The 24,643-nt window shown below is 69.9% G+C and carries 25 protein-coding genes and 1 tRNA gene; 22 read left to right on the top strand and 4 right to left on the bottom strand.

Annotation, left to right across the window (positions count from 1 at the left end):
- Nucleotides 1-8 precede the first annotated feature (8 nt).
- The gene (locus tag ACQ860_RS21715; RefSeq protein WP_431305393.1) at nt 9-758 is read left to right on the top strand and encodes an SDR family oxidoreductase; all 750 of its coding nucleotides are present in this window, start codon (nt 9-11) and stop codon (nt 756-758) included.
- Nucleotides 759-991: 233 nt separating this feature from the next.
- On the opposite strand, the gene ACQ860_RS21710 is transcribed toward ACQ860_RS21715, so the two are convergent.
- Complete coding sequence (locus ACQ860_RS21710) at nt 992-2,803, bottom strand: gamma-glutamyltransferase family protein (protein WP_431305392.1); 1,812 nt, start codon at nt 2,801-2,803, stop codon at nt 992-994.
- Between ACQ860_RS21710 and ACQ860_RS21705 the strand changes: the two genes are divergently transcribed.
- The 16 genes from ACQ860_RS21705 (at nt 2,797) to gloA (ending at nt 17,433) form a co-directional block, all read left to right on the top strand.
- Nucleotides 2,797-3,393, top strand: coding sequence for a phosphonate metabolism protein/1,5-bisphosphokinase (PRPP-forming) PhnN (locus ACQ860_RS21705; protein WP_431305391.1), 597 nt, complete (start codon nt 2,797-2,799; stop codon nt 3,391-3,393). The genes ACQ860_RS21710 and ACQ860_RS21705 overlap by 7 nt on opposite strands.
- A 137-nt stretch (nt 3,394-3,530) precedes the next feature.
- Nucleotides 3,531-4,319, top strand: coding sequence for a 30S ribosomal protein S2 (gene rpsB / locus ACQ860_RS21700; RefSeq protein ID WP_318648045.1), 789 nt, complete (start codon nt 3,531-3,533; stop codon nt 4,317-4,319).
- A 24-nt stretch (nt 4,320-4,343) separates the two neighbouring features.
- Nucleotides 4,344-5,255, top strand: a complete 912-nt coding sequence (gene tsf / locus ACQ860_RS21695) for a translation elongation factor Ts (RefSeq protein ID WP_431305390.1) — start codon at nt 4,344-4,346, stop codon at nt 5,253-5,255.
- Nucleotides 5,256-5,392: 137 nt separating this feature from the next.
- Nucleotides 5,393-6,118 (top strand): UMP kinase, encoded by a 726-nt coding sequence (gene pyrH / locus ACQ860_RS21690; protein WP_431305389.1) that lies wholly within the window; start codon nt 5,393-5,395, stop codon nt 6,116-6,118.
- Nucleotides 6,119-6,130: 12 nt separating this feature from the next.
- On the top strand, nt 6,131-6,706 hold the full coding sequence (frr, locus tag ACQ860_RS21685) for a ribosome recycling factor (RefSeq protein ID WP_213612619.1): 576 nt from the start codon (nt 6,131-6,133) through the stop codon (nt 6,704-6,706).
- Nucleotides 6,706-7,446, top strand: coding sequence for a polyprenyl diphosphate synthase (gene uppS / locus ACQ860_RS21680; RefSeq protein WP_431305388.1), 741 nt, complete (start codon nt 6,706-6,708; stop codon nt 7,444-7,446). Before frr ends, uppS begins: the two co-directional genes overlap by 1 nt.
- Nucleotides 7,446-8,258, top strand: coding sequence for a phosphatidate cytidylyltransferase (locus tag ACQ860_RS21675; protein WP_431305387.1), 813 nt, complete (start codon nt 7,446-7,448; stop codon nt 8,256-8,258). The genes uppS and ACQ860_RS21675 overlap by 1 nt, the downstream gene beginning before the upstream one ends.
- Nucleotides 8,249-9,433, top strand: a complete 1,185-nt coding sequence (gene dxr / locus ACQ860_RS21670) for a 1-deoxy-D-xylulose-5-phosphate reductoisomerase (RefSeq protein ID WP_431305386.1) — start codon at nt 8,249-8,251, stop codon at nt 9,431-9,433. The genes ACQ860_RS21675 and dxr overlap by 10 nt, the downstream gene beginning before the upstream one ends.
- Nucleotides 9,434-9,445: 12 nt before the next feature.
- A complete protein-coding gene (gene rseP, locus ACQ860_RS21665) occupies nt 9,446-10,561 on the top strand; it encodes an RIP metalloprotease RseP (RefSeq protein ID WP_431305385.1) in 1,116 nt (371 codons plus the stop codon).
- A gap of 95 nt (nt 10,562-10,656) precedes the next feature.
- A complete protein-coding gene (gene bamA, locus ACQ860_RS21660) occupies nt 10,657-12,984 on the top strand; it encodes an outer membrane protein assembly factor BamA (protein ID WP_431305384.1) in 2,328 nt (775 codons plus the stop codon).
- Between the two features lie 21 nt (nt 12,985-13,005).
- Complete coding sequence (locus ACQ860_RS21655; RefSeq protein ID WP_431305383.1) at nt 13,006-13,785, top strand: OmpH family outer membrane protein; 780 nt, start codon at nt 13,006-13,008, stop codon at nt 13,783-13,785.
- 22 nt (nt 13,786-13,807) lie between these two features.
- Nucleotides 13,808-14,854, top strand: a complete 1,047-nt coding sequence (gene lpxD, locus ACQ860_RS21650; RefSeq protein WP_431305382.1) for a UDP-3-O-(3-hydroxymyristoyl)glucosamine N-acyltransferase — start codon at nt 13,808-13,810, stop codon at nt 14,852-14,854.
- Nucleotides 14,854-15,330 (top strand): 3-hydroxyacyl-ACP dehydratase FabZ, encoded by a 477-nt coding sequence (fabZ, locus tag ACQ860_RS21645; protein WP_431305381.1) that lies wholly within the window; start codon nt 14,854-14,856, stop codon nt 15,328-15,330. The genes lpxD and fabZ overlap by 1 nt, the downstream gene beginning before the upstream one ends.
- Nucleotides 15,327-16,181 (top strand): acyl-ACP--UDP-N-acetylglucosamine O-acyltransferase, encoded by an 855-nt coding sequence (gene lpxA / locus ACQ860_RS21640; RefSeq protein ID WP_431305380.1) that lies wholly within the window; start codon nt 15,327-15,329, stop codon nt 16,179-16,181. The genes fabZ and lpxA overlap by 4 nt, the downstream gene beginning before the upstream one ends.
- A complete protein-coding gene (locus ACQ860_RS21635; protein ID WP_431305379.1) occupies nt 16,178-17,011 on the top strand; it encodes an LpxI family protein in 834 nt (277 codons plus the stop codon). Before lpxA ends, ACQ860_RS21635 begins: the two co-directional genes overlap by 4 nt.
- A gap of 26 nt (nt 17,012-17,037) precedes the next feature.
- On the top strand, nt 17,038-17,433 hold the full coding sequence (gloA, locus tag ACQ860_RS21630; RefSeq protein ID WP_431305378.1) for a lactoylglutathione lyase: 396 nt from the start codon (nt 17,038-17,040) through the stop codon (nt 17,431-17,433).
- Nucleotides 17,434-17,473: 40 nt separating this feature from the next.
- On the opposite strand, the gene ACQ860_RS21625 is transcribed toward gloA, so the two are convergent.
- Nucleotides 17,474-18,175: a dienelactone hydrolase family protein gene (locus tag ACQ860_RS21625; protein WP_431305377.1), complete on the bottom strand. Its 702-nt coding sequence runs from the start codon at nt 18,173-18,175 to the stop codon at nt 17,474-17,476.
- 49 nt (nt 18,176-18,224) lie between these two features.
- On the opposite strand from ACQ860_RS21625, the gene ACQ860_RS21620 reads away from it, so the two are divergent.
- From ACQ860_RS21620 to ACQ860_RS21610, 3 genes are read left to right on the top strand one after another with little or no spacing between them, the layout of a single operon-like run.
- Nucleotides 18,225-18,515 (top strand): hypothetical protein, encoded by a 291-nt coding sequence (locus ACQ860_RS21620; protein WP_431305376.1) that lies wholly within the window; start codon nt 18,225-18,227, stop codon nt 18,513-18,515.
- Nucleotides 18,466-18,909: a DUF3047 domain-containing protein gene (locus ACQ860_RS21615; RefSeq protein WP_431305375.1), complete on the top strand. Its 444-nt coding sequence runs from the start codon at nt 18,466-18,468 to the stop codon at nt 18,907-18,909. Before ACQ860_RS21620 ends, ACQ860_RS21615 begins: the two co-directional genes overlap by 50 nt.
- Before the next feature lie 8 nt (nt 18,910-18,917).
- Nucleotides 18,918-19,415: a flavin reductase gene (locus ACQ860_RS21610; protein WP_431305374.1), complete on the top strand. Its 498-nt coding sequence runs from the start codon at nt 18,918-18,920 to the stop codon at nt 19,413-19,415.
- Between the two features lie 64 nt (nt 19,416-19,479).
- On the opposite strand, the gene ACQ860_RS21605 is transcribed toward ACQ860_RS21610, so the two are convergent.
- Nucleotides 19,480-21,042 carry a sulfatase-like hydrolase/transferase gene (locus ACQ860_RS21605; RefSeq protein WP_431305373.1) on the bottom strand — a complete coding sequence of 521 codons (1,563 nt, stop codon included), beginning with the start codon at nt 21,040-21,042 and terminating at the stop codon, nt 19,480-19,482.
- A 55-nt stretch (nt 21,043-21,097) separates the two neighbouring features.
- Here ACQ860_RS21605 and ACQ860_RS21600 point away from each other — a divergent pair, with 55 nt between their 5' ends.
- Both ACQ860_RS21600 and ACQ860_RS21595 read left to right on the top strand, forming a co-directional pair.
- Complete coding sequence (locus ACQ860_RS21600; protein WP_431305372.1) at nt 21,098-21,649, top strand: carboxymuconolactone decarboxylase family protein; 552 nt, start codon at nt 21,098-21,100, stop codon at nt 21,647-21,649.
- 43 nt (nt 21,650-21,692) lie between these two features.
- Nucleotides 21,693-21,769 (top strand) — tRNA-Arg (locus ACQ860_RS21595).
- A gap of 136 nt (nt 21,770-21,905) precedes the next feature.
- Here ACQ860_RS21595 and ACQ860_RS21590 read toward each other — a convergent pair.
- The gene (locus ACQ860_RS21590) at nt 21,906-24,311 is read right to left on the bottom strand and encodes a sensor histidine kinase (RefSeq protein ID WP_431305371.1); all 2,406 of its coding nucleotides are present in this window, start codon (nt 24,309-24,311) and stop codon (nt 21,906-21,908) included.
- Nucleotides 24,312-24,643: the final 332 nt, after the last annotated feature.

The raw sequence follows: 24,643 nt of genomic DNA, 5'->3' as shown, positions 1-24,643 counted from the left end.
AAGGTCCAATGACAAAGGTCGCATGGGTGACGGGTGCCGGCAGCGGCATCGGCGAGGCCGCCGCCATCGCACTGGCCGAGATGGGCATGACGGTCGTGCTGACCGGCCGCACCAAGGCCAAGCTCGACGCCGTCGCCGCGCGCATCAAGGCGATGGGCGGCACCGCGCATGTAAAGGCCGCCGACATGGGCAAGGCCGCCGCCGTGCAGAAGGTGGCGGACTTCATCCAGCAGAAGCTCGGGCGCCTCGACGTTATGGTGAACAATGCCGGCGTGAACATCACAGAACGCCGCTGGAGCAACCTCTCGGCCGAAGGCGTGAAGGAGCTGGTGGACGGCAACCTCACCTCCGCCTTCCACGGCGTGCTGGCGGCGCTGCCCATCATGCGTGCGCAAAAGGACGGCCTCTTCATCCACACCGCCTCGATGGCCGGCCGCTTCGTCAGCCCGCTCAGCGGCGCCGGCTACACCGCCAGCAAGCACGGCGTCGTCGCCATGAGCCATTCGTTGAACATGGAGGAATGCGCCAACGGCATCCGCAGCACCGTGATGTGCCCGGGCGAGGTCCGCACGCCGATCCTCGACAAGCGCCCCAACAAGCTCAGCGAGAAGGAACTCGCCGAGATGGTGCAGCCGGAAGACTGCGGCGCGCTGATCAAGTTCCTCGCCAGCCAACCGCCACATGTGTGCATCAACGAAGTGCTGATCACGCCGACGCGCAACCGTAGCTACCTCGCGCAGATGCAGCGCAAGCTGTGATGCGGTGATGCGCCCTGGGGAGGACGCTGTGTCCTCCCCAGACCCCACCTGCCAAGGGCCGCAAGGCCCTTGGAACCCAGGACTGGGCCATTGGAGGGAGGGGGGCACGGCGCACCAGCGTCACGCGCACGCCCGCGACGCCCCTCCCTCCCAAGGCCAACTCACGGCGGGTCCAGGCGCGCCACGCCCCTGGCGGGAGGGTCCGGGAGGGCAGCGCCCTCCCGGGGAAAGCGTCACCGCCCCACGGCATAGCCCTGCATGCCGCGCGGGTTGGCGCCGGCGAAAATCTGGCCGTCTGCTTCGCGGCGGGCGCCGGTGAGGCGGCCTTCGCTCCACTCCCCGCCCATTTCGGCGCGGTGGCCGCGGGCCCGGAGCGCGGAGAGGACTTCGGGGGCGAAGCGGCCTTCAAGGACGAGCTTCCCCGGCTTGGCGCCACGCGGCCAGAAGCTGCTGACCCAGTGTTCCGAGTGGAAGGCCGGCAGGTCGATCGCTTCCTGGATGTTGAAGCCATGCGCCAGCATGCGGGTGAGCATGATCGGCTGCCACTGATCCTGCTGCTCGCCGCCGGGCGTGCCGAAGCTCATCCAGGGCTTGCCCTCGCGCAGCACGAGGGAGGGCGAGAGGGTGGTGCGCGGCCGCTTGCCGGGCTTCAGGCCATTGGGCAGCGTCTCGTCCAGCCAGAACATCTGGCAGCGCGTGCCGAGGCAGAAGCCGAGCTCCGGGATGGCGGGCGAGGATTGCAGCCAGCCGGCGGAAGGCGTGGCGCTCACGAAATTGCCGTCGCGGTCGATCACGTCCACATGGCAGGTGTCGCCGCCCGCGGCGCCAAGGCGCGAGACGGTGGGCTCGCCCGTGCCGGCGGCCATGGCCATTTCCTCGGCGCGGCGCACGGCGGCGGCGTAGTCCACGCCGCGCACGGGCAGGCCATCCGGGTGGCCGGGGCGGAATTCGAGCGAGGCGTCATCGCCGATCAGCTTGCGGCGCAGCGCGGCGTATTCCGGCGAGAGCAGCGTCTTCAGCGGCACGTCCACGAAGTTCGGGTCGCCGTAGAAGGCCTCGCGGTCGGCGAAGGCGAGCTTCATGGCCTCGGTCACGTGATGCACGTAGTCCTCGCCCACCGGGTCCATGGCGGCGAGGTCGTAGCCCGCCAGAAGCGCCAGCGTCTGCAGCATGGCCGGGCCCTGGCTCCATGCGCCGCACTTCAGGACGGTGGTGCCGCGATAATCGAGGCGCACCGCCTCCTCAATGCCGGCGCGCCACTGGGACATGTCATGCGCGGTGATGACGCCGGCATGGCGCTGGCCGGAGGTGTCCATCGCGGGCTGGCGGGCGAAACGCTCTACGGCCTCGGCCACGAATCCGGAATACCAGGCGCGCCGCGCCGCCTCGATCTCCATCTCGCGCGAGCGGCCGGGGGCCTCGGCCTCGCGCAGCACGCGCTCATAGGTGTCGGCCAGCGTCGGGTTCGCGTAGAGCTGGCCGGGCTGCGGGCCGCCATTGCGGAGCCACAGCGCGGCGGAGGTGGTCCATTCCGCCTCGAAGAGCGGGCGGACGGTGGCGACGGTCTGGCAGATGCGCGCGACCATGTGCGCGCCGTTGCGGGCATAGCCGATGGCATAGGCCAGCACGTCGCGCAGCCGCCAGGTGCCGTGATTCTGCAACATGGTGGCCCAGGCGTCGAAGGCGCCGGGGATGGGCGCGGGCAGGAAGCCCGTGCCCGGCATGATGTCGAGGCCGAGCTTGTTGGCGATGAGGTCCACGGTGAGGCCACCCGGCGCCGGGCCCTGGCCGCAGATGACAATTTCGCGACCCTGCTTGGCATCGTGCAGGATGATGGGACAATCACCGCCGGGGCCGTTCAGGTGCGGCTCCACGATCTGCAGGGTGAAGCCGGCGGCGGCCGCGGCGTCGAAGGCATTACCGCCGCGCTCGAGCACGGCCATGCCGACCTGGCTCGCCAGCCAATGCGTGGTGGCGACCGCGCCGAAGGTGCCGGCGATCTCGGGGCGGGTGGTGAACATGGGGAAGACCTTTTCGGATGCCATCTGATCTGGCGGCGATTGCGGGCATCGGTCAACCGGGCTGGGTGGCACTTGCCGGCCCCTCGGGCGCGGGCAAGGACACGCTGCTGGAGGCGGTACGGGCGGAGCTGGTGGATGACCCCCGCTTCCATTTCGCGCGCCGCAGCATCACCCGCCCCGAGGTCGCGGGCGGCGAGGCGCATGAGGCGCTGACGCCCGAGGGCTATCAGGCGGCGCTGGCATCGGGCGCCTTCGTGTTGCACTGGCGCGCCCATGGCCTGGGCTACGGCATCCGGCATGCGGAAGCGCCGGGAGACCGCGTGGTGGTGCTCAGCGTCTCCCGCTCGGTGCTGCTCCAGGCGGCGGCTCTGCGCCCGCTCACCGTGATCGAGGTGACCGCCCCCCCGGCCCTGCTTGCGGCGCGCCTCGCCGCGCGCGGGCGCGAGGATGCGGCGGCCATCGCGGCCCGGCTGGCGCGGGAGGTGCCGCTTCCGGAGGGGCTCGACATGCTGCGCGTCACCAATGACGGGCCGGTGGAGCACGGTGCGGCGCGGCTCAGATCCGCGCTGGAAGCGGTGGCCGCTTCTTGCCTTCCGGGCGGTTTTCGGCCATAGGCCAGCCACCGCAGGGCATGGGCCCCGCGGAAATCCACACGCGGTGCTCCCTTCCTCACGGCAGGGTCCGGTCTCGGCTCACTCCCGAGGTTTGCACCGCGGAGGCTCAACCGGACTGATTCGGAAGGAAGTTCGACATGGCGATGCCAGAAGTTTCCCTGCGCCAGCTGCTCGAGGCGGGCGTGCATTTCGGCCACCACACGCGGCGCTGGAACCCGCGGATGGCGCCCTACATCTTCGGCGTGCGCAACCAGGTCCACATCCTGGACCTGCAGCAGACCGTGCCCATGCTGGAGCGCGCGCTGCGCACGGTGCGTGACACGGTGGCCGGCGGCGGCCGCGTGCTCTTCGTCGGCACCAAGAAGGCGGCGGCCGAGTATGTGGCGGAAGCCGCGACGCGCTGCGGCCAGTACTATGTGAACCACCGCTGGCTCGGCGGCATGCTGACCAACTGGAAGACCATCACGGGCTCGATCAAGCGCCTGAAGGAAATGGACGCGCGCCTGCAGGGCGACATCCAGGGCCTGACCAAGAAGGAAATCCTGATGCTCACGCGCGAGCGCGACAAGCTCGACCGCGCGCTGGGCGGCATCCGGGAGATGGGCGGCCTGCCCGACATGATCTTCGTGATCGACGTCGTGAAGGAGAAGCTCGCCATCCAGGAAGCCAATACGCTGGGCATTCCCGTCGTGGCCGTGGTGGACAGCAACTGCGATCCTACCGGCGTGACCTTCCCGATCCCGGGCAATGATGACGCGATCCGCGCCATCAACCTCTATTGCGACCTGATCGCAGCCGCCGTGTTCGACGGCATCTCGGCCGAGATGCAGGCCTCGGGCCGTGACGTCGGCGCGCTGGCCGAGCCGGTGGCCGAGGAAGTGGCCATCGAGGTCGCCGCCGAAGAAGCCCCCGCGGCCCAGGCCTGAGCGACCGCAAGAAGGAGCAAGAAGATGGCTGAAATCACGGCTGCCCTGGTTCGGGACCTTCGCGAAGCGACGGGTGCCGGCATGATGGATTGCAAGAAGGCGCTGGTGGAGAGCGGTGGCGACATCGAGGCCGCGATCGACTGGCTGCGCAAGAAGGGCCTCTCCGCCGCGGCGAAGAAGTCCGGCCGCGTGGCCGCCGAGGGCCTGGTGGGCGTCGCCTCCGGCCCGCACGTCGCCGCGATGGTGGAAGTGAATGCCGAGACGGATTTCGTCGCGCGCAATGAGAGCTTCCAGAACTTCGTGGCCGAGGTGGCGGGCCTCGCGCTCTCCGTCGGCGACGACGTCGAGGCGCTGAAGGCCGCGACCTATCCGGGCACGCAGCACAGCACCCAGGAAGAGCTGACCAAGCTCATCGCGACCATCGGCGAGAACATGACGATCCGCCGCGCCAGCGTGCTGCGCGTCAGCAAGGGTGCGGTCGCCACCTACATGCACAACGCGGTTAAGCCGGGCCTCGGCAAGATCGGCGTGCTCGTTGCCCTCGAGGGCGAGAACGAGATGCAGGTGATGGAGACCCTGGGTCGCCAGATCGGCATGCACGTGGCGGCCACCCGCCCGGCTGCGCTGGACATCAGCGCGGTCGAGCCGTCCGCGCTGGAGCGCGAGAAGGCCGTGCTGACCGAGCAGGCGCAGGCCTCCGGCAAGCCGCCCGCGGTCATCGAGAAGATGGTCGAGGGCCGGATCCGCAAGTTCTACGAGGAAGTGGTCCTTCTGGAGCAGGTCTGGGTGCATGACGGCGAAAGCCGCGTGAAGGCCGTCGTGGACAAGCTGGGCCTGAAGCTGACCGGCTTCACCCGCTTCCAGCTCGGCGAGGGGATCGAGAAGCAGGTCTCCGACTTCGCGGCCGAAGTGGCTGCCACCGCCGGCGTTTCGTAAAGGCGAATGGCGGGCCGGGCGATCAGCCCCGGCCCGCCCCTTTTTCGGCGGGCCCGACCATCCGGCGGCCGCGAGCGCTTGCGGCGACCCGCCCCCCTGCTATCGTCGCACCAACCGCCAAGGAACCGTCCCCCACCATGAGCGAACCGCCCCGCTATAAGCGCGTCCTGCTGAAGGTCTCGGGCGAGGCCCTGATGGGCGACCGCGCCTATGGCCTCGACGTCACGACCGTGAAGGCCATCGCGCAGGACATCAAGGGCGTGGTGGATCTCGGCGTCGAGGTCGCGCTGGTGATCGGCGGCGGCAACATCTTCCGCGGCATCGCGGGGGCCGCGACGGGCATGGACCGCGCCCAGGCCGACTACATGGGCATGCTCGCCACCGTGATGAACGCGCTCGGCATGCAATCCGCCCTTGAGAAGATCGGCGTGCAGACGCGGGTGCAATCCGCCATCGAGATGAGTTCGATCTGCGAGCCCTATATCCGCCGCCGCGCCATGCGCCACATGGAGAAGGGTCGCGTCGTGATCTTCGCGGCCGGCACCGGCAATCCCTTCTTCACGACCGACACGGCGGCGGCGCTGCGCGCGGCCGAGATGGGCTGCCAGGCTCTGTTCAAGGGCACCCAGGTGGACGGGGTCTATGACAGCGATCCGCGCAAGAACCCCGATGCCTCGCGCTACACCACGCTGAGCTACCTCGAGATGCTCTCGCGCGACCTGGCCGTGATGGATGCGGCCGCGATCTCGGTCGCGCGCGAGAATCATTTGCCGATCGTCGTCTTCAACATCCACGAACCCGGCGCCTTCACCGCCGTGATCCGCGGCGAAGGCCGCTTTACCACCGTCACCGACACGCCCTGAAAGTCACACATCATGGCCGCTCCCCCACCTGACCGACAGGTCCTGAAGACCGATCTGGTGCGCCGCATGGATGGCGCGATCGACACGCTGAAGAAGGAGTTCAGCGGGTTGCGCACCGGCCGCGCCAGCCCCTCGCTGCTGGAGCCCATCCGCGTCGAGGCCTATGGCAACAACCAGCCGCTCTCCCAGGTGGGCAATGTCTCGGTCGCCGGCCCCTCCATGCTGCAGGTGCAGGTCTGGGACCGCTCGGTGGTGAAGGCGGTCGAGATCGCCATCCGCGATTCCGGCCTGGGCCTGAACCCGCAATCCGAGGGCCAGACCATCCGCGTGATGCTGCCGCCGCTGACCGAGCAGCGCCGCAATGAGCTGGCCAAGACCGCGTCCAAGTATTCCGAGGGTGCGAAGGTCGCGATCCGCGGCGTGCGCCGTGACGGCATGGAGCAGATCCAGGCCTGGAAAAAGAAGTCCGAGATCGGCGAGGACGACGCCAAGCGCTGGTCCGACGAGGTCCAGAAGCTGACGGACGAATATGTGAAGAAGATCGATGTCCTCCTCGCCGAGAAGGAAAAGGACATCAAGACCGTTTGATGAGCGCGCACCCGGCTCCAGTGGCGGGCGCGGGGGCGGAGACGCCCCGGCATGTCGCCATCATCATGGATGGCAACCGCCGCTGGGCCCAGGCGCGTGGGCTTCCCGTCGCTCTCGGCCATCGTGCCGGGGCGGATGCGGCGCGCCGCGCGATCGAGGCCGCGATCCGCGCCGGCGTGTCCTGGCTGACCCTCTTCGCCTTCTCGTCCGAGAACTGGTCCCGCCCCGCGGATGAGGTGCAGGAACTCACCCTGCTGCTGCGCCACTACCTTCGGGCCGAGGTGAACCAGCTCACCAAGGAAGGGGTCAGGCTGCGCGTCATCGGCGACCGCGCGCGCTTCGGCGAGGAGACGCAGAAGGCCATGCTGGCGGCCGAGGAAGTGACGGCCAGCGGCCAGCGCCTCAACCTCACCATGGCCATTTCCTACGGCGCGCGGGCCGAGATCCTGGCCGCCGCCCGCGCCGTGGCCAGCGCGGCCCAACGCGGCGAGCTGGACCCCGCGCAACTGGACGAGGCGCGTTTGGAGCAGCACCTCTACACCGCCGGCATGCCCGACCCGGACCTGATCATCCGCACCTCGGGCGAGCAGCGCATCTCCAACTTCCTGCTCTGGCAGGCTGCCTATGCCGAGCTGATCTTCCAGCCCGTGCTCTGGCCCGATTTCGGGATCGAGGATTTCAACGCGGCGCTGGCCGCCTATGCCGCGCGGGAGCGGCGCTTCGGCGCGCGCACCGGCTGATGGCCCAGCTCGCGGACCTGCGCGCGCGCGTCCTGACCGCCTCCGTCATCGCGCCCGCGGCCCTCTTCTGCATGTGGGTGGGCGGTGTCTGGTGGTCGGCGCTGATGCTGCTCTGCGTGCTGGGACTCGGCTGGGAATGGGTGCGGCTCTGCGGGGGGCGCTCACGCCGGCTGCCGGGTATGCTGGTGCTGCCGCCGGTGCTGCTCGGCGCGCTCTGCGCCGCGCTGAACTGGCCGCTTGCCGGCCTCGCGGTTGTGGCGCTGGGCGCCGTGGTCGCTTGGCGGATGGCCGGTGCCCTGCCCGCGCATTGGTTGGGTTTCGGCGTGCTCTATATCGGCGTCGCCGGCATAGCGCTCCTGGAGTTGCGGCATGACGGGGCGGCCGGCCGTGGCAATGTGCTGTTCCTGTTCCTCGTCGTCTGGGCCTCCGACATCTCGGCCTATTTCACCGGCCGCTTCCTGGGCGGGCCCAAGCTCGCGCCGCGCATCTCGCCCAACAAGACGTGGTCGGGCGCGCTGGGCGGGCTGCTCGGCGCCATGCTGGTGGGGCTGGGGGCGGCGCTGGCGCTGGGCGGGCCCGCACCCCTGGGCGTCATCGCGGCGGTGGCTGTGCTCTTGGGCCTTGCCACCCAGTCGGGCGACATGTTTGAGAGTTGGATCAAGCGGCGCTTCGGCGTGAAGGATTCGTCCGGGCTCCTGCCCGGACATGGCGGGCTGCTCGACCGGCTGGACGGCGTGATGGCCGCCGCCCCGGTCGCGGCCCTGATCGGCCTGGCCTCCGGGCCGGGGGTTCATGTGTGGAGATGGGTGTGACGGAGACTTCGGCGCGCAGCGTCACCGTGCTCGGCAGCACGGGTTCGATCGGGCGCAGCACCATGGCGCTGCTGGATGCGGCCGCCCCTGGCCAGTTCCGGGTGCGCGCGCTGGTGGCGGGCCGTGATGTCACGACGCTCGTCGCCCAGGCTCGCGCCCATCGCGCCGAACTCGCCGTGGTCGCGGATGAAACCTGCCATGCCGCCCTGAAGGAGGCGCTTTCCGGCACGGGCATCGAGACCGCCGCCGGCGCCCAGGCGGTGATCGAGGCTGCCTCCCGCCCGGCCGACTGGACCATGGCCGCCATCGTCGGCGCCGTCGGCCTCAAGAGCACCATGGCCGCACTCAAGCGCGGCGGCACGCTGGCGCTCGCCAACAAGGAGAGCCTGGTCTGCGCGGGGCAACTTGTCCTCGACATGGCGACGCGGCACGGCGCGACCCTTCTGCCGGTCGATTCCGAGCACAACGCCATCTTCCAGGCGCTCGACCCGCGCGATCCGCGGGTGATCGAGAAGATCATCCTCACCGCCTCGGGTGGCCCCTTCCGCGACTGGCCGCTGGCCCAGATGCGCATGGCCACGCCCGAACAGGCGGTGCGCCACCCGGTCTGGTCCATGGGGGCCAAGATCAGCGTGGACAGCGCCACCATGTTCAACAAGGGGCTGGAGCTGATCGAGGCCGCCCGCCTCTTCCCCGTGCCGGCCGAGCGGATCGAGGTGCTGGTGCATCGCCAATCCACCGTCCATGGCATGGTGCAGTACAGTGACGGCTCGCTCCTGGCGCAGCTGGGCTCCCCCGACATGCGCACGCCGATCGCCCATTGCCTCGCCTGGCCCGCGCGGATGGATGTGGACGTGCCACGCCTCGACCTTGCGGCCCTGGGCCGGCTCGATTTCGAGGCGCCGGACCCGGAGCGCTTCCCTGCGCTCCGCCTCGCGCGCGAGGCGCTGGCCGCCGAGGGCGGCGCACCCTGCGCCTTGAACGCGGCGAATGAGGTGGCGGTCAGCCTCTTTCTCGAGAAGCGGCTGGGATTCCTCGATATTGCGGCCGTGGTCGAGGAGACCATGGCCGCCCTGGCAGGCCGCGACGTGCCCGACCTCGACACCGTGCTGGAATTGGACCGCGCCGCACGCCACATCGCATCGGAGCTGGCCGCCCATCGCGCGGCCGCCTGACGGGAGCTGACCTTGCTGGATTTCCTGCCCGACGCCGTGCGGACCGTGATCGCCTTCCTGGTGGTCCTGGGCGTGCTGATCTTCTTCCACGAGCTGGGCCACTATGCCGCCGCGCGCTGGCGCCGGGTGCATGTGGATGCCTTCAGCATCGGTTTCGGCCGCGCCCTGCTGCGCTGGACCGACAAGCGCGGCACGGAATGGCGCCTCGCCTGGATTCCGCTGGGCGGCTACGTGAAGCTGCACGGCCAGTCGCCGCTGGATGACACGCCGGAGGCCGAGCGCGTGCCGGAGCGCGAGGGCGAGACCTTCCACAACAAGCCGGTGCGGGACCGCGCCATCATCGTGGCCGCGGGGCCGGTCGCCAATTTCGTGCTGGCCGCCCTGCTTTTCGCGGGCCTTTTCGCCACGCATGGCGTGCCGCGCGGGCTGGCCACCATTTCCGCCGTGGTGCCCGCTTCGGCCGCCGAGCGCGCCGGGCTGCAGCCGGGCGACGTGGTTCTCTCCCTCGACGGCCAGCGCATCACCCGCTTCGACCAGGTGCAGCGCCACATCCAGCCCCGCGCCGGACAAGAGGTGCAGGTGCGGGTGGACCGTGACGGGCGCGAACTGACCCTGACCGCCGTGCCCGCCGCGCAGGCGCGGGGCGATGGCGCCCCGGTGGGCGTGCTCGGCATCCAGGGCGGGCGGGCCCAGTTCGAGCGGCTGGGCCCGCTGGACGCCCTCTGGGCCGGTACGGTGCAGACCGCCGACGTCAGCTGGCAAACGCTGGTCGGCATCGGCGAGATGTTCGCCGGCACCCGCAGCCCGAAGGAGCTGGGCGGGCCCATCCGAATCGCCGAGGTCTCGGGCGAGGCCGCGACGCTCGGCATCGTGCCGCTCGTGAACCTGATGGCGCTGCTCTCGGTGAGCCTGGCCTTGCTGAACCTTTTCCCGATTCCCCTGCTGGATGGCGGGCACCTGATGTTCTATGCGGCGGAAGCGATACGTGGGCGGCCGCTGCCGCCCCGCGCGCTCGAATTCGGCTTCCGCGCCGGTTTCGCCGTGCTGATCGGACTTTTTCTGTTTGCAACCTGGAATGATATCGCCCATGGCGGCATCGGCCGCTGGGTCGCGGGGTGGATCGGATGAAGAAGACGAAACTCCCGGGGTGGCGGCTCCAGGCGCCTGAGGCTATGGTCCGGCCGCTTTTCCGTGGCCGAAACAGGGTGGGTTCCCGTTTGACAATGAAACTGCATCCGATCCTGCTCGTGGCGGCCGGCCTTACGGTCCTGGCGCCGGTGCCCTCCGAGGCGCAGAACCGCCCGCGCAACATCCCCGCACGCGCCGAAGCGCCGGGCGGCGTGATCACGGCCGTCGAGATCCGCGGCAACCAGCGCATCGAGATCGACACGATCCGGAGCTACATGCTGCTCGCCCCGGGCGACCAGTATGACAATGACCGCGCCGACCGCTCGCTGCGCAGCCTCTTCGCGACCGGCCTGTTCCGGGATGTGAACATCGCGCGCGACGGCTCGCGCCTGATCGTGACGGTGGCCGAGAATCCGCTGGTCAACCGCGTCGCCTTCGAGGGCAACCGCCGCGTCTCCGACGACAATCTGCGCCCTGAGGTGCAGCTGCGCCCGCGCGCCGTCTTCACCAGCCAGCTCGTCCAGGGCGACCGGCAGCGCATCCTCGACCTCTATGCCCGCCGCGGCCGCTTCGCCGCGCGCGTCGAGCCCAAGATCATCGAGCTCGACCAGAACCGCGTGGATGTGGTCTTCGAGATCACCGAGGGCGACGCCGCGCTGGTGGCGCGCGTGAACTTCGTGGGCAACCGCGCCTATTCCGACGCGCGCCTGGCCGACGTCATCTCGACCAAGGAGCAGGCCTGGTATCGCTTCCTCTCCTCCTCCGACACCTTCGATCCGGACCGCCTGAACTTCGACCGCGAGCTGCTGCGCCGCTACTACCTGCGCACCGGCTATGCCGACATCCAGGTGGGTACCGCGACGGCGGAGCTGGCGCCGGACCGCAGCGGCTTCTTCCTGACCTATAATGTCAATGAAGGCCCGCGCTACACCTTCGGCACGGTCGAGATCACCTCGGCCTTCCCGAACCTGAACCCGGCCGACCTGCAGCGTTTCCTCGAGATCAGCCCGGGCACCGTCTACAATGGTGACGCAGTGGAGCGCAGCGCCCAGGCCATCGCCGACGGCGCCAACCTGCGCGGCTTCCCCTTCGTGGACGTGCAGCCGCGAATCACGCGCGACACCGAGAACAACACGATCAACATCACCTTCGCGGTGAACGAGGCGCCGCGCGTCTTCGTCGAGCGCATCGACATCAACGGCAACACCCGCACGCAGGACCGCGTGATCCGCCGTGAATTCCGCCTGGCCGAGGGCGACGCCTTCAACGCCGCCCAGGTCCGCCGCTCGCGCGAGCGGCTGCGCAACCTCGGCTACTTCTCCGACGTGCAGATCACCAACTCGCCCGGCTCCGCGCCGGACCGCACGATCCTGAACACGCAGGTGGTGGAGCGCGCGACGGGTGAGGTGAGCATCGGCGGCGGCTACTCGACGGATGCCGGCTTCCTGGCCGATGTGGGCCTGCGCGAGCGCAACCTCTCGGGCACCGGCATTGATGCGCGCATCAATGCCACGCTCGCCCAGCGCCGGAGCCAGCTTGACCTCTCGGCCACCAACCCGCAATTCATGGACCGTAACCTCGCGGTCGGCGCGGACCTTTTCTACATCCAGCGAAACCTGCAGAACATCTCGCAGTTCAGCGAGCGGCGCGGCGGCTTCGCGGTGCGCGCGGGCTACGAGTTCAACGAGCGCCTGCGGCAATCCTGGTCGTACAGCCTGATCAACCGCGAAGTTTACAACATCCAGCCGGGCGCCTCGATCTACATCCAGGAGCAGGCCGGCACCACGCTGCTCAGCCAGGTCAGCCAGACCATCGCCTATGACACGCGCGACAACCTGATCGAGCCGCGGCGCGGCTACATCATGCGCCTCGGCACGGATTTCGCGGGCCTGGGCGGTGATGTCGCCTTCTTCCGCGCGCGACTGGACGGCGCGCTCTTCCTGCCCTTCGAGCAGGTCTTCGGCCATCCGGACTACGTGCTCAGCATCTCGGGCAGCCTCGGCTACATCGAGCCCTGGAACGGCAACGGGAACCAGGAGCGCATCGTGGACCGCTTCTTCCTGGGCGGCGAGAACCTGCGCGGCTTCGCGCTGGCCGGCGCCGGCCCGCGCGACCTGACGACCAATGACGCGCTGGGCGGCCGCCGCCTCTGGACGCAGAGCACCGAGATGCGCTTCCCGCTTCCCGGCATCCCGTCCGAGGTCGGGCTCCTGGGCCGCGCCTTCGTGGATGTGGGCGCGCTGTGGGACACGGTGCAGGGCCCGAACATCGGCACCAGCTCCTCGCCGCGCGTCGGCACGGGTGTGGGCATCTCCTGGCGCAGCCCCTTCGGGCTGATCAACATCGACCTCGCGCAGGCGGTCGTGAAGCAATCCTACGACCAGACCCAGGTATTCCGTTTCGGCTTCGGGACGCGCTTCTGAGCGCGCAGACAGGTACACGACATGACATCCTTCCGCACCGCGCTCGCCTTGGCGCTCCTGGCGTCCAGCCCTGCCCTGGCGCAGCAGAACCAGGAGTGGTTCGTCCCCGGCCAGGGCGGGCAGCGCCCGCAAGGCCAGCAGCAGCAGCAGCAGCAGCAGCAGCAGCGCCCCCCGCAGCAGCAGCAGCAGGGCCAGCGCCCGCCGCAGGGCCAGCCGGCGCAGCGCCCGGCCGCCCTCCCCCCCGGCTCGCCGCCGCCGACGGCCGTGATCGGCATCGTGGACATCCCCGAGATCCAGCGCCTCTCGACCGCCTTCAATCAGGTCCGTGAAGAGATCGAGCGCCGTCGCACCCGCCTGAACGACGACCTGCAGCGCGAGCAGAATGGCTGGCGCGAGGCGCAGCAGGCGCTCTCCGTGCAGCGCACGCAGATGACGCCGGACCAGATCCGCGCCCGCGAGCGTGAGCTGCAGGATCGCATCACGGACAGCCAGCGCATCTTCCGCAACCGCAGCCAGGCGATTGAGCAGGCAGCCCAGCAATCTCTGATGCAGATCGAGGAGGCGCTCGCCGGCGTGGTGCGCCAGGTCGCCGCCAGCCGCTCGGTCAATATCGTGGTGCCGCGTCCGCTCGTCATTATGAACGACCCCGGCTTCGACCTGACGGAGGAGGTGGCGCAGCAGTTCAACCGCACGCTGCGCCAGGTGACCATCGCCCCCGATTCCGACGGCGCCAACCCGCCCGCCCCGCCGACGCCGCCCGCCCGCCCGGCCGCGCCCGCGCAGCAGCCCCGCCGCAACTGAGTTCCGGCGGCACGGGCCCCGCATGGCGGACGAACGACGATTCCTCGGGCCACCGCGCCGCACGCCGCTCGCCGCCATCCTGGCGGCCGCCGGCGGTGACGGCGGCGGCGGCGCAGCGGGGCGCGTCTTCGAGGGCGTCGCCCCTCTGGATACGGCAAGCCCCGCTCAGGTGAGCTTCTGCGAGGGGCGCGCCTACAAGGATGCGCTGGAGCAGACCTCTGCCGGGCTTGTCCTCGTCGCGCCCGATCTCGCGGGGTTCGTGCCGGCCGGCAGCATCGCCGTCATCTGCCGCGACGCCGCGCTGGCCTTCGGCCGCGTCGCGGCGCTCTTCCACCCGGTGCCGCCGCCGAGCGGGCAGATCCACCCCTCGGCCATCATCCACCCTGACGCCGTGATCGGCGAGGGCACGGAGATCGGCGCGGGCACGGTGATCTGCGCCGGGGCGGAGATCGGCCGCAACTGCCGCATCGGCCCGCTCGTGCTCCTCGGCGAGAGGGTCGTGCTGGGGGATGAGTGTATCATCCACAGCCATTGCAGCGTGACGCATGCGGTGCTCGGCCGTGGCGTGGTGCTGCATCCGGGCGCGCGCATCGGCCAGGAGGGGTTCGGCTTCAACACCACCGCCGATGGCCGTTTCATCACCGCGCCGCAACTCGGTCTCGTCCGCCTGGGCGATGCGGTGGAGATAGGCGCCAACAGCTGCGTGGATCGCGCGGCGCTCGGCGAAACCGTGCTCGGCCCCGGTACGCGTATCGATAACCTCGTGCAGATCGGCCACAATGTGCGCACCGGGCGCGGCTGCGTGCTCGTCTCGCAGGTCGGCGTCTCTGGCTCGACCACACTGGGCGATTATGTGATGGCGGGCGGCCAGGCCGGCATCACCGGCCACCTGAAGATCGGCAGCAAGGCGCGCATCGGCGCGCAGGCCGGCGTGATGAATGACGTGCCGCCGGGGATCGAGGTGCTCGGCTCTCCCGCCGCCCCCAAGAAGGAGGCCATCCGCGCCATGTTGGTCCTGAAGCGCCTCGGCAGCGATTCCCGCCCCGCGGCCAAGCAAAAACCGGAGTGATGGAGATGGATGAGGCCGCCCCGCCCAGCCCCGCGATCGAGAGCTACAACATCGCGCAGATCATGCGCGCCATCCCGCACCGCTACCCCTTCCTGCTGATTGATCGCGTGGTGGACATCGTGCTGGGCGAGTCGGCCGTCGGCGTGAAGAACGTCTCGATCAACGAGAGCTTCTTCCAGGGCCACTTCCCCACAGAGCCGGTGATGCCGGGCGTGCTGCTGATCGAGAGCATGGCGCAGACCGCCGCCGTCCTCGTCGTCGCGACGCTGGGCCCCGATGCCGAGGGCAAGCTTGTCTATTTCATGTCCATCGAGGGCGCGAAGTTCCGCCGGCCCGTGGTGCCCGGAGACCAGGTGATGGTGCATGTCACGAAGGTGCAACGCCGGGCGAATGTCTGGAAATTCTCCGGCGAGGCCCGCGTCAACGGGCAGGTCGTGGCCGAGGCGACCTACGCCGCCATGATCCGGGACCGGTGAGCCCCGTGGACCGCATCTCCGGCACGGCGCAGATTCATCCCTCCGCGATCATCGAGCCCGGCGCCCGCATCGGCGCCGGCTGCCGCATCGGCCCCTATTGCGTCATCGGCGCCTCGGTCGTGCTGGAGGAGGGCGCGGAGCTCGCCTCCCACGTCGTGATCGAGGGAATGACGACGATCGGCGCCGAGGCGAAGCTCTCTCCCTTCGCCTCCGTCGGCCTGCCGCCGCAGGACCTGAAGTACAAGGGCGAGCCGACCGGCGTCGTCGTTGGGCCACGCAGCCAGCTGCGCGAGCATGTGACCGTGCATCGTGGCAGCGTGGGCGGCCAGGGCATGACGCGCATCGGTGCCGATTGCCTGCTCATGGCCTGCAGCCATGTCGGCCATGACAGCCGCCTGGGCGATCGCGTGATCCTGGCCAACAACGTCATGCTGGGCGGCCATGTGCAGGTGGGCGAGCAGTGCTTCCTGGGCGGCGGCTCGGCGATCCATCAGATGGTGCGCGTGGGGCGGCATGCGATGGTGGGCGGCCTCGCCGGCGTCACCAACGACATCCCGCCCTTCGGCAATGTCTTCGGCCTGCCGGCGCGCCTGGTCGGCCTGAATGTGGTGGGCCTGCGCCGCCGCGGCTTCTCGCGCGAGAACCTGCATGCGCTGCGCTCGGCCTTCCGGCTGCTGTTCCGCGACCCCGGCACCTTCGCCGCGCGCATGGACGCGGCCGAGCAACGCTTCGCGGGCGATGCGCTGGTGGGAGAGGTGCTGGCCTTCCTGCGTTCCGAGGACCGCAAGCGCGAGCTGATCCGCCCCGGCCGCATGGCCGCCGAACTGGGCGGTGACGAGGAAGAGGTGTGAAGCTCGGCCTGGTCGCCGGCGGCGGCCCCTTCCCCGCGCGCGTGGCCGCCGCCGCGGTGGCCCGCGGGCATGAGGTCTTCGTCGTCCTCCTGCGCGACTTCCACGATGATCCGGGCCTGCGCGCCTTCCCCCACATGGAGGAGCGCGTGGGCGCGGGCGGCGCCATCATCCAGCGGCTGCGGGCCGAGGGTATCACGCATCTCGTCCTCTGCGGCCGAGCGAAGCGCCTTTCGCCGCTCACGCTCTGGCCCGATGCCTGGATGGCCAAGGTGATCGCGCGCCTGGGCAAGGCCGTGTTCGCCGGCGACGACACGCTGCTGCGCAACTTCATCGGCATCCTGGGCGAGGAAGGTTTCGAGGTGGTGGCGCCGCAATCGCTGCTGCCCTCCAGCACCGCCGAGCCCGGCCTGCTGGCCGGTGAGGCCCCGGATGAATTGGCGCGGACCGACATCCTGCGCGGGATCGGCGTGCTGCGCGCCCTGGCCGACCAGGATGTCGGCCAGTCCATCGTGGTGCAGCAGGGGCTGGTGCTGGGCATCGAGGCCGTGGAAGGCACGGATGCTCTGCTGGCGCGCGCGGCCTCCCTGCGGCGCGAGGGTCCCGGCGGCGTGCTAGTGAAGCTCGCCAAGCCGCAGCAGGAACTGCGGGTGGATGCGCCGGTTGTGGGCTCCATCACCGTGCGCCACGCGGCCGAGGCGGGGCTGCGCGGCATCGCCATCGAGGCGGGCCGCACCATATTGGCCGACAGCGAAGGCCTGGTGGCCGAAGCCCGCAAGCAGGGCCTCTTCGTCATCGCGGTCGAGCCCGAGAATTTCGCGCGCTCAGCCTGAGCACGCCCGGATCCAGGAGAGAGACGATGGACCATTCCTTCCGCTACCTGCACACCATGCTGCGCGTGGGCGATCTCGATCGCAGCGTGGCCTTCTACACCACGCATCTCGGCATGAAGGAGCTGCGACGGAATGACGTGCCGGACGGCAAGTACACCCTCGTCTTCCTCGGCTATGGCGACGAGAAGAGCGAGACGGTGCTGGAGCTGACCTACAATTACGGCGTCAGCAGCTATGAGATGGGCGGCGCCTTCGGGCACCTCGCCATCGGCGTGCCCGACATCTACGGCGTCTGCGAGACGATGCGCGCGGCGGGCGTGAAGATCACGCGCGAGCCGGGGCCGGTGAAGTTCGGCACCACGCTGATCGCCTTCATCGAGGATCCGGACGGCTACAAGATCGAGCTGATCCAGCGGAAGTAGCCGGCTCGCCGGCCCGGCACAGGCCGGGCCGGCGCCACGCTCAGAGGTACTTCACCAGGAACTCCGCCGTGCGGCCATTGGCGATGGTGGCCGCGCGCGCATCCCAGGCATGGCCGCCCATGCGGGCGAAGGCATGGTCCACGCCCGGATAGACATGGCAGGTCACTTTCGGATGCCCGGCCAGACCCTCCAGGATCGCCTTCTGCGCCGCCGGCGGCACGAACTTGTCGAGCTCCGCGATGTGCATGAGCAGCGGGCCGCGCATCCCAGGCGCATCGCCCAGCATCCCCTCGATGCCCACGCCGTAATAGCTGACATTGCAATCCGCATCGGTATGCGCCGCCGTCTTGAAGGCCATCCGCCCGCCCAGGCAGAAGCCCATGGTGCCGACCTTGCCATTGGCGCCCGGCAGCTTGCGCGCGGCGGCGATGGTGGCCTTCAGATCCTCGAGCCCCTTCTCCTGGTCGAAGCCGTTGAACAGCGCGAAGGCGCGGTCCCATTGCGCCTGGCCGGCATCGGGGTCGAGCTGGACGCCGGGCTCCTGGCGCCAGAAGAGATCGGGCGCCACGGCGATGAAGCCCATATCGGCCACCCAGGCCGAGAGCGCCTGCATCGCGGCGTTGATGCCGAAGATCTCCTGGATCATGACCACAACACCCGTGGGCTGCTGTGTCTTCGGGGTCACAACGAGGCAGTCAAATGAACCGCTGCCGTCGGTTGCGGCGATCTTGATGGTGGACATGGCGTCATCTCCCTTGGCGCAAACCTCGATGGCCGCCATGTAACCGAGGATGGATCGCCGCGCCATGCTCGCCTCCGTGACCCTGGGTCTCGCCGCCCCCACCGTCGCGCGGGCGACGACGGAGCCTGGGCTCGCGGCCGCGGGCTGGACGCATGGCGAGTATGACGGCATCCGCCCCGCCAGTTTCCGCAGCCTGCCCGATGGGGTCGCGATCGAGGGCCAGGGGGCAGGCAGCTTCGTCTGGCGCCGAGTTCGAGGGCGCGGCCGCCTGCCTCACCTGGCGCTGGCGCGTGGATGCCGCCCCGCCGCCGACCGACCTCACGCGTCGCGGCGGCGATGACAGGGCGGTGGCCATCGCGGTCGGGTTCCAGGGCTGGCCCAGCCGCTCCACCGTCTGGCAGCGCATGCAGCATGGCGTGGCGCAGGCCCGCGCCGGCAGCCATGCCCTGCCGCGCAGCGTGCTGATCTACGCCTGGGGCGGCACGGGGCAGGAGCCGGAGCACTTCTACAGCCCCTGGCTTTCCGGCCTCGGCAAGGTGCGCATCCTCCGCACCGCCAGCGCGCCGACGGGCCGCTGGTACGAGGAGCGCGTGGATCTGGCGCGCGACTGGCGCGAGGCCTTCATCGGGGACCCGCCGCCTTTGCAGGAAATCGCCATCGGCACGGATGCCGACGATACACAGAGCCGAATTTCCGCCATGGTGGAGCGGATCCGCTTCACGCGCTGCGCCTAGGAGACAGCATGCCCATCGAACGCAAGGAATTCCGCGATGCCATGGCGCGGTTGCCGGCCGCGGTGAACATCGTCACCACGGATGGCCCGGCTGGCCTGGGCGGCTTCACCGCCAGCGCGGTCTGCAGCGTGACCGACAGCCCGCCCACGCTGCTGGTCTGCATGAACCGGAGCGTCTCCTCCTGCGAGGCCTTCCGGCAGAACGGCGTGCTGGCCGTGAACACGCTGCATGGCGACCACCAGGACCTCTCCACAATCTTCGCCGGCTTCACGGGGGTGGATGGGCCCAGCCGCTTCAACTCGGGCTCCTGGCGCAAGCTGCACACCGGGGCGCCGGTGCTGGAGGACGCGCTGGTCGCATTTGATGCGCGCATCACCGATGTGGTCGAGAAGGGCACGCATCTGGTGCTCTTCGCCGAGATCGAGGCGATCCGCACGGCCGAGGGCGTGGAGGCCGCGCTGCTCTATTTCGCGCGGGATTATCACCTGGTGGGGAAGGCGGCGTAGAGCCTGATCGCCTTTGGTGGAAGGACCAAAGGCGTGAATCAGTCCCTCAGGAAGGGCTGGCGCCTCACCACTCGCCATAGAACACGCCGGCCGCCTTGTGCCGGTCGGTGCGGAATTCCGCCTCGGCCCAGGTCAGTGTCGTGCGGCATTTGAGGCCGGTGGCCCAGGCGAGCAGCTTCTCGCGCATCGCGGCCCGCACCGTCTCAAGCGCCGGGTCGGCGCCGAGGTCGAAATACTCCTCCGGATCGGCCGTCAGGTCGTAGAGTTGGGGCCGCAGCCCGCTGGTCCAATGGATGTATTTCCAGCGCGCATCGCGGATCATGAAGGCGCGATGCTGGCCGGTCGGCAGGCCCAGGCGCCGGCGCGCGCCGCGGAAGGTCCAGTCCAGCTCGCTCACCACGCAATCCCGCCATTCCCTCGCGGTGCCGCGAGTCAGATCGAGCAGCGAGCGGCCCTCCAGCACATGTGGCTGCGCCTCGAGCCCCATCGCGTCGAGGATGGTGGGGACGACATCAATGGCCTCCACGAAGCGTTCCTCCACCGTGCCGCGCGTGGCGTCCGCCGCCTCGGAGGGGTCGTAGACCAGGAAGGGCACGCGCTGGATGCAGTCGTGGAAGAGTTCCTTTTCGCCGAGCCAGTGGTCGCCCAGGTAGTCGCCATGGTCGCTGGTGAAGATCACTAGGGTGTCGCGCCAGCGCCCCGTCTCCTCCAGCAGCGCCCAGAGGCGGCCGAGATGCGCGTCGATCTGGGCGATCAGCCCCTGATAGGCCGGGCGAACGGTGGCGATACAGTCATCGCGCTGGAAGCTCTGCGCCACTTCCTCGTTCTGGAATTCGCGCAGCATGGGGTGGATGTCGGGCGCGCGCTCGGCCTCGTGGCGCTGCACCGGCAGGCATTGCTCCGGCTTGTACAGCGCATGGTAGGGCGCGGGCGCGATATAGGGCCAGTGCGGCTTCACATAGGAGAGGTGCAGCACCCAGGGATTCTCGCTCTGCGCGCGGATGAAGCGCAGCGCCTGGTCGGTGGTGTAGGCGGTCTCGCTATGCTCCTCGCGCACGCGGGCGGGATGCCGGGCATGGCGCATCTTCCAGCCGTTCAGCACCTCGCCCTCGGGGCTCTCGACCGCGATGACGTGCTCCGTCCAGGGGTCGGGGCTGTCATAGCCCTGGGCACGGAGCCAATGGGCATAGGCGCTGTCGGTCTCGGCGTGGTGGCCGTCATGGCGGTCCACCAGGGTGAACCAGCCCTCGCGCAGCAGGACCGCGAGCTCGTCCTGCCCGTCCAGCAGCAGGCGCTTCATGCCATGCGCGTCGGGCAGCATATGCGTCTTGCCGGCCAGCGCCAGCGTGCGGCCGGCCTGGCGCAGGTGCCAGCCCAGCGTCACCTCGCCCACGCCGAGCGGCACGCGGTTATGCGTCGCGCCATGGCTCGCGACATAGCGGCCCGTGTAGAAGCTCATGCGCGAGGGGCCGCAGATGCCCGACTGCACATAGGCCTGGTTGAAGCGGACCCCGCGCGCGGCCAGGGCATCCATGTTCGGCGTCTTCAGGAAGGGATGGCCGGCGCAGCCCAGATGATCCCAGCGCAGCTGGTCGCACATGATGAAGAGGACGTTTTTCGCGGGCATTGGCGTTTTCCTGGGACGCGGTCATCCTAGCGTGAACAACGCCTGAGGAAACGCCATGCCCCGCTTCACCGAACTCACCCCCGAAATGATGACCGAGCGCCAGCGCGCGGTGGCGGACGCCATCGGCGCCGGCGCGCGCGGCGGGCTGCGCGGTCCCTTCCCCGCCTGGCTGCACAGCCCGGACATGGCCGATGCGCTGCAGCGCGCCGGCCGCTTCATGCGCTGGGGCAGCAGCTTCCCCGCGCGCCTCTCCGAACTCGCGATCCTCATCACCGCCAAGCGCTACCGCGCGCGCTACGAGTGGTTCGCGCACCACCCGCTCGCCCTGGAAGGCGGGCTGAAGCCCGAAATCGCCGAGGCCGTGCGCCTCGGCCAGCCGCCGCAGGGCATGGCGGCGGACGAGGCGGCCGTGCATCGCTTCTGCACCGAGCTGCACGCGGATGGCGATGTGACCGACGCCGCCTTCGACACGGCCAAGGCGATGTTTGGCGAGACGGGCGTGGTCGAATTGCTGGGCATCTGCGGCTACTACACGGCGGTGGGGCTCACGCTGAACGTGGCCCGCGTGCCACTGCCGGACGGCACGCCCGACCCCTTCGCCGAGTGAGGCTTCCAAGCCGCCCTGGCTTCGGCTAGGAAGGCTTCGGCGTGGACCCGTAGCTCAGCTGGATAGAGCGCTGCCCTCCGAAGGCAGAGGTCGATGGTTCGAATCCATTCGGGTCCGCCAATCCTTCCCAAGAATCAGGCGGCTGCACGCCGCGGGATTGGCGTGCCAAGGTGGCGCATAGGTCGCGCTGGACTCGTTTCCCGTGCCTGGCCCAGGCGCGCGGCGGCCGCGAGGTCCATCCGGTGCAGGCGGAGGATCAGCGCGCGCGCGGCGCCTCACTGGCGGGATGAGCGGGAAAAATGATGTCGCAGACCAGCCCCGTCGCCTCCCAGCGGCGGGTGACGCGCCCTCCCAGCTGGTCCTGGAAGATGGAGTCGATCAGCCGCGTGCCGAAGCCGGCATGCTCCGGCGGGCCCGGCAGATGGGGCGTGGCCAGCTCCCGCCAGGTGATCCGGACCTCCCCGCCCTGCTGGCTCCAGCGCAGCTCAAGCCGGCCGCTGGGCTGGCTCAGGGCGCCATACTTCGCGGCGTTGGTCGCCAACTCGTGCAGCGCCATGGAGAGCGGCTGCACGCGGTCCATTTCGATCTGGATGTCGGGCCCCTCGAGCAGGATCTCCGCCGTCGTGGGACCGCGGAAGGGCGCCAGCTCCTCCTCCGCCACCTGGCGGAGCGCGGCGCCGCGCCAGCGCTGGCGGCCGAGCAGCCCCATGGTCCGCGCCAGCGCGCCGACGCGGCCTTCCAGCGCCTCCCGCAACGCCGGGACGCTGGGCGCCTCCGTCATCCTGAGCAGGCTCATCACGACGGCCAGCGCGTTCTTCGCCCGGTGCTCCACCTCATGCGCGAGCATGGCGGCGCGCTCCTCGGCCTGCTTGCGGTCGGTCGCGTCATAGGCGACGCCGAGCAGGCGAGACGCCCCATTGCCGGGGGCGGGCAGCAACCTGGCCCGCGCGACGATCCAGACGGTCTCGCCCTCGCCTTCCGGACCGGGGCGGCTGATGCGGAATTCGGTGCGGAGCAGGCCTGAGGAGAGGGCGGCCGCGAGCTCCTGCAGAACGCGGCGACGATCCGGCTTGTGGATGCGGCGCAGCGCGGCGACGAGGCGCGGCCGCCCCTCCTCGGCGCCAAAGCCCCAGAGCCGCATCATGACGGCAGACCAGCTCAGCCCGCCGCCATCGGGCTGCCATTCCCAGGTGCCGATGCCCAGCGCCTCCTGCGCCAGGCGCAGCCGCGCGTCGCTCTCCGCCAGCGCCTGCTCCGTCCGGCGCAGCGGCGTGATGTCCACATGCGCGCCGCGCATCATCACCGCGCGCCCCTGGGCGTCCCGCTCGATCTCGCCGCGCGCGGCGATCCAGCGGATGGCGCCGTCGGGCAGGATGATGCGGTAGGATTGCGCATAGGCGGTGGCGCCGCTGTCATCCGCGACGGCATCCCGCAGCACGGCCTCGGCGCGCGAACGGTCATCCGGATGCAGCCGCCGGGCCCAGTCGGCATGCGTTTCGCGCATCGCCTCCGGCGGCAATCCGTGGATCTCGAGATACTCACGCGAGCGGATGTTCACACCCGAGCGGAGGTCATATTCGAAGGTGCCGACCAGGCCCACGCGATGGGCGCGGGTCAGGCGATCCAGGTTCGCCTCCACCGCCGCCGCGAGGCGGGCATTGACCCGGCCCAGCCGCATCTGGTCCGTCCGTACCTGAAGGCTGAGCGCCAGCAGCCCGATGGTGGCGGGAATGCCGAACATGAGGTGGCCCGCCATGGCGCCGCGCCACTGCGCACGCAGTTCGGCCTCGCGCCGCCGGCTGGTGGCGTAGACGGCGAAGCCGTCGAGCCGCCGGGCCGCCGCGAGGCCCGCCTCGACGCCAGCCAGATCGAGCGCGTGGTAGATCGCGAAGCTGGCGCCCTCGGCCACCATCCGGTGGTAGCCGCTGCGCGGATGCACGGGCGGCAGCACCGTCTGCTGCCCCGTGCTGCGCGTCAGCACATGCCCGTCGGGCCGCACCAGCGCCAGCGTATCGGCGACCGGCCCGGCGACGCGGCGGAAGCCGTCGGCCAGCGCGTCGGGGCGGATGGTCACGACGACGACCCCCGGCGCGGTGCCCTGGCCCACGCCACTGCGCGGGCGGCTGATGGCGAAGTTGAGCTGCGTGTCGAAAGGACCGAAGAAGGGGCGGCTCACCAGGATCTCGCCCGGCGGGCCGCCGGCCAACTCGGTGAAGGCGGCGGCCGCCGGAAGCTCCGCCCGCGGCACCGGGAAAGCCTGGGAGGAGAGCAGCGGCACACCCGCGCCATCCAGCACGAAGACGGCGTGGCTGCGCAGCACCTCGGCCACCAGGCGTTGCAGCTTCTGGTGCAGCTCACCTTCGCGCGCGCGAATCTCGTCATCCGAAAGCCCGCGCAACGCGTCATCCGCACGGCCGGCCAGGGCGGTAAAACTCTCCAGCGCGCGCTCGGCATATTCGGCGCCGGCTTCGGCGGCGCGGCCGAGTTCCGCCTCGGCGCTGGCGCGCAACCCGCGCCACTCCAGCAGCCCGGCCATGACGAGCATCATGAAGGGCACCAGGAGGACCGCGAGCGGCAGATACCGCGCGAGGCGCGGCAGCGGCGGGGCCGGCTCCGTCGTGGCGGAGGCCGGAAGGGCCTGGGCACTGGCCTGTGTCTGCAATGCTGCTCCTCGCGCTGCTGGGCGAGTCATGGGATTTGCAACGAAGTCACCGAAAATACGTTCAAGTAAAAATATACCAATATCAAAAACAAAAAGTCTTTATTTTCCCCCTCTTCAAGAGGACCACGAATACTTTCTGCGATGCAAGTCCAAATGGACAAGGAAAGGCATTGGCTCGGCCATTGCATACCGGCCAGCAACCGGATGGACAGGCACCAGACGGGCGCCACAGGGCTGAGGGGCGGCGCAGCAAAGGGGCCAGCCGGGACTGACCCCTGCTGGCCCCTGGATGACCGGCGCCGGGCGCGCCCCGTGTGGCGCGCTTCGACGCG

The organism is Sediminicoccus sp. BL-A-41-H5 (assembly GCF_050632405.1).
In the GTDB taxonomy this organism is placed as follows: Bacteria; Pseudomonadota; Alphaproteobacteria; order Acetobacterales; family Acetobacteraceae; genus Roseococcus.
This window is presented reverse-complemented; position numbering and strand designations above follow the sequence as displayed.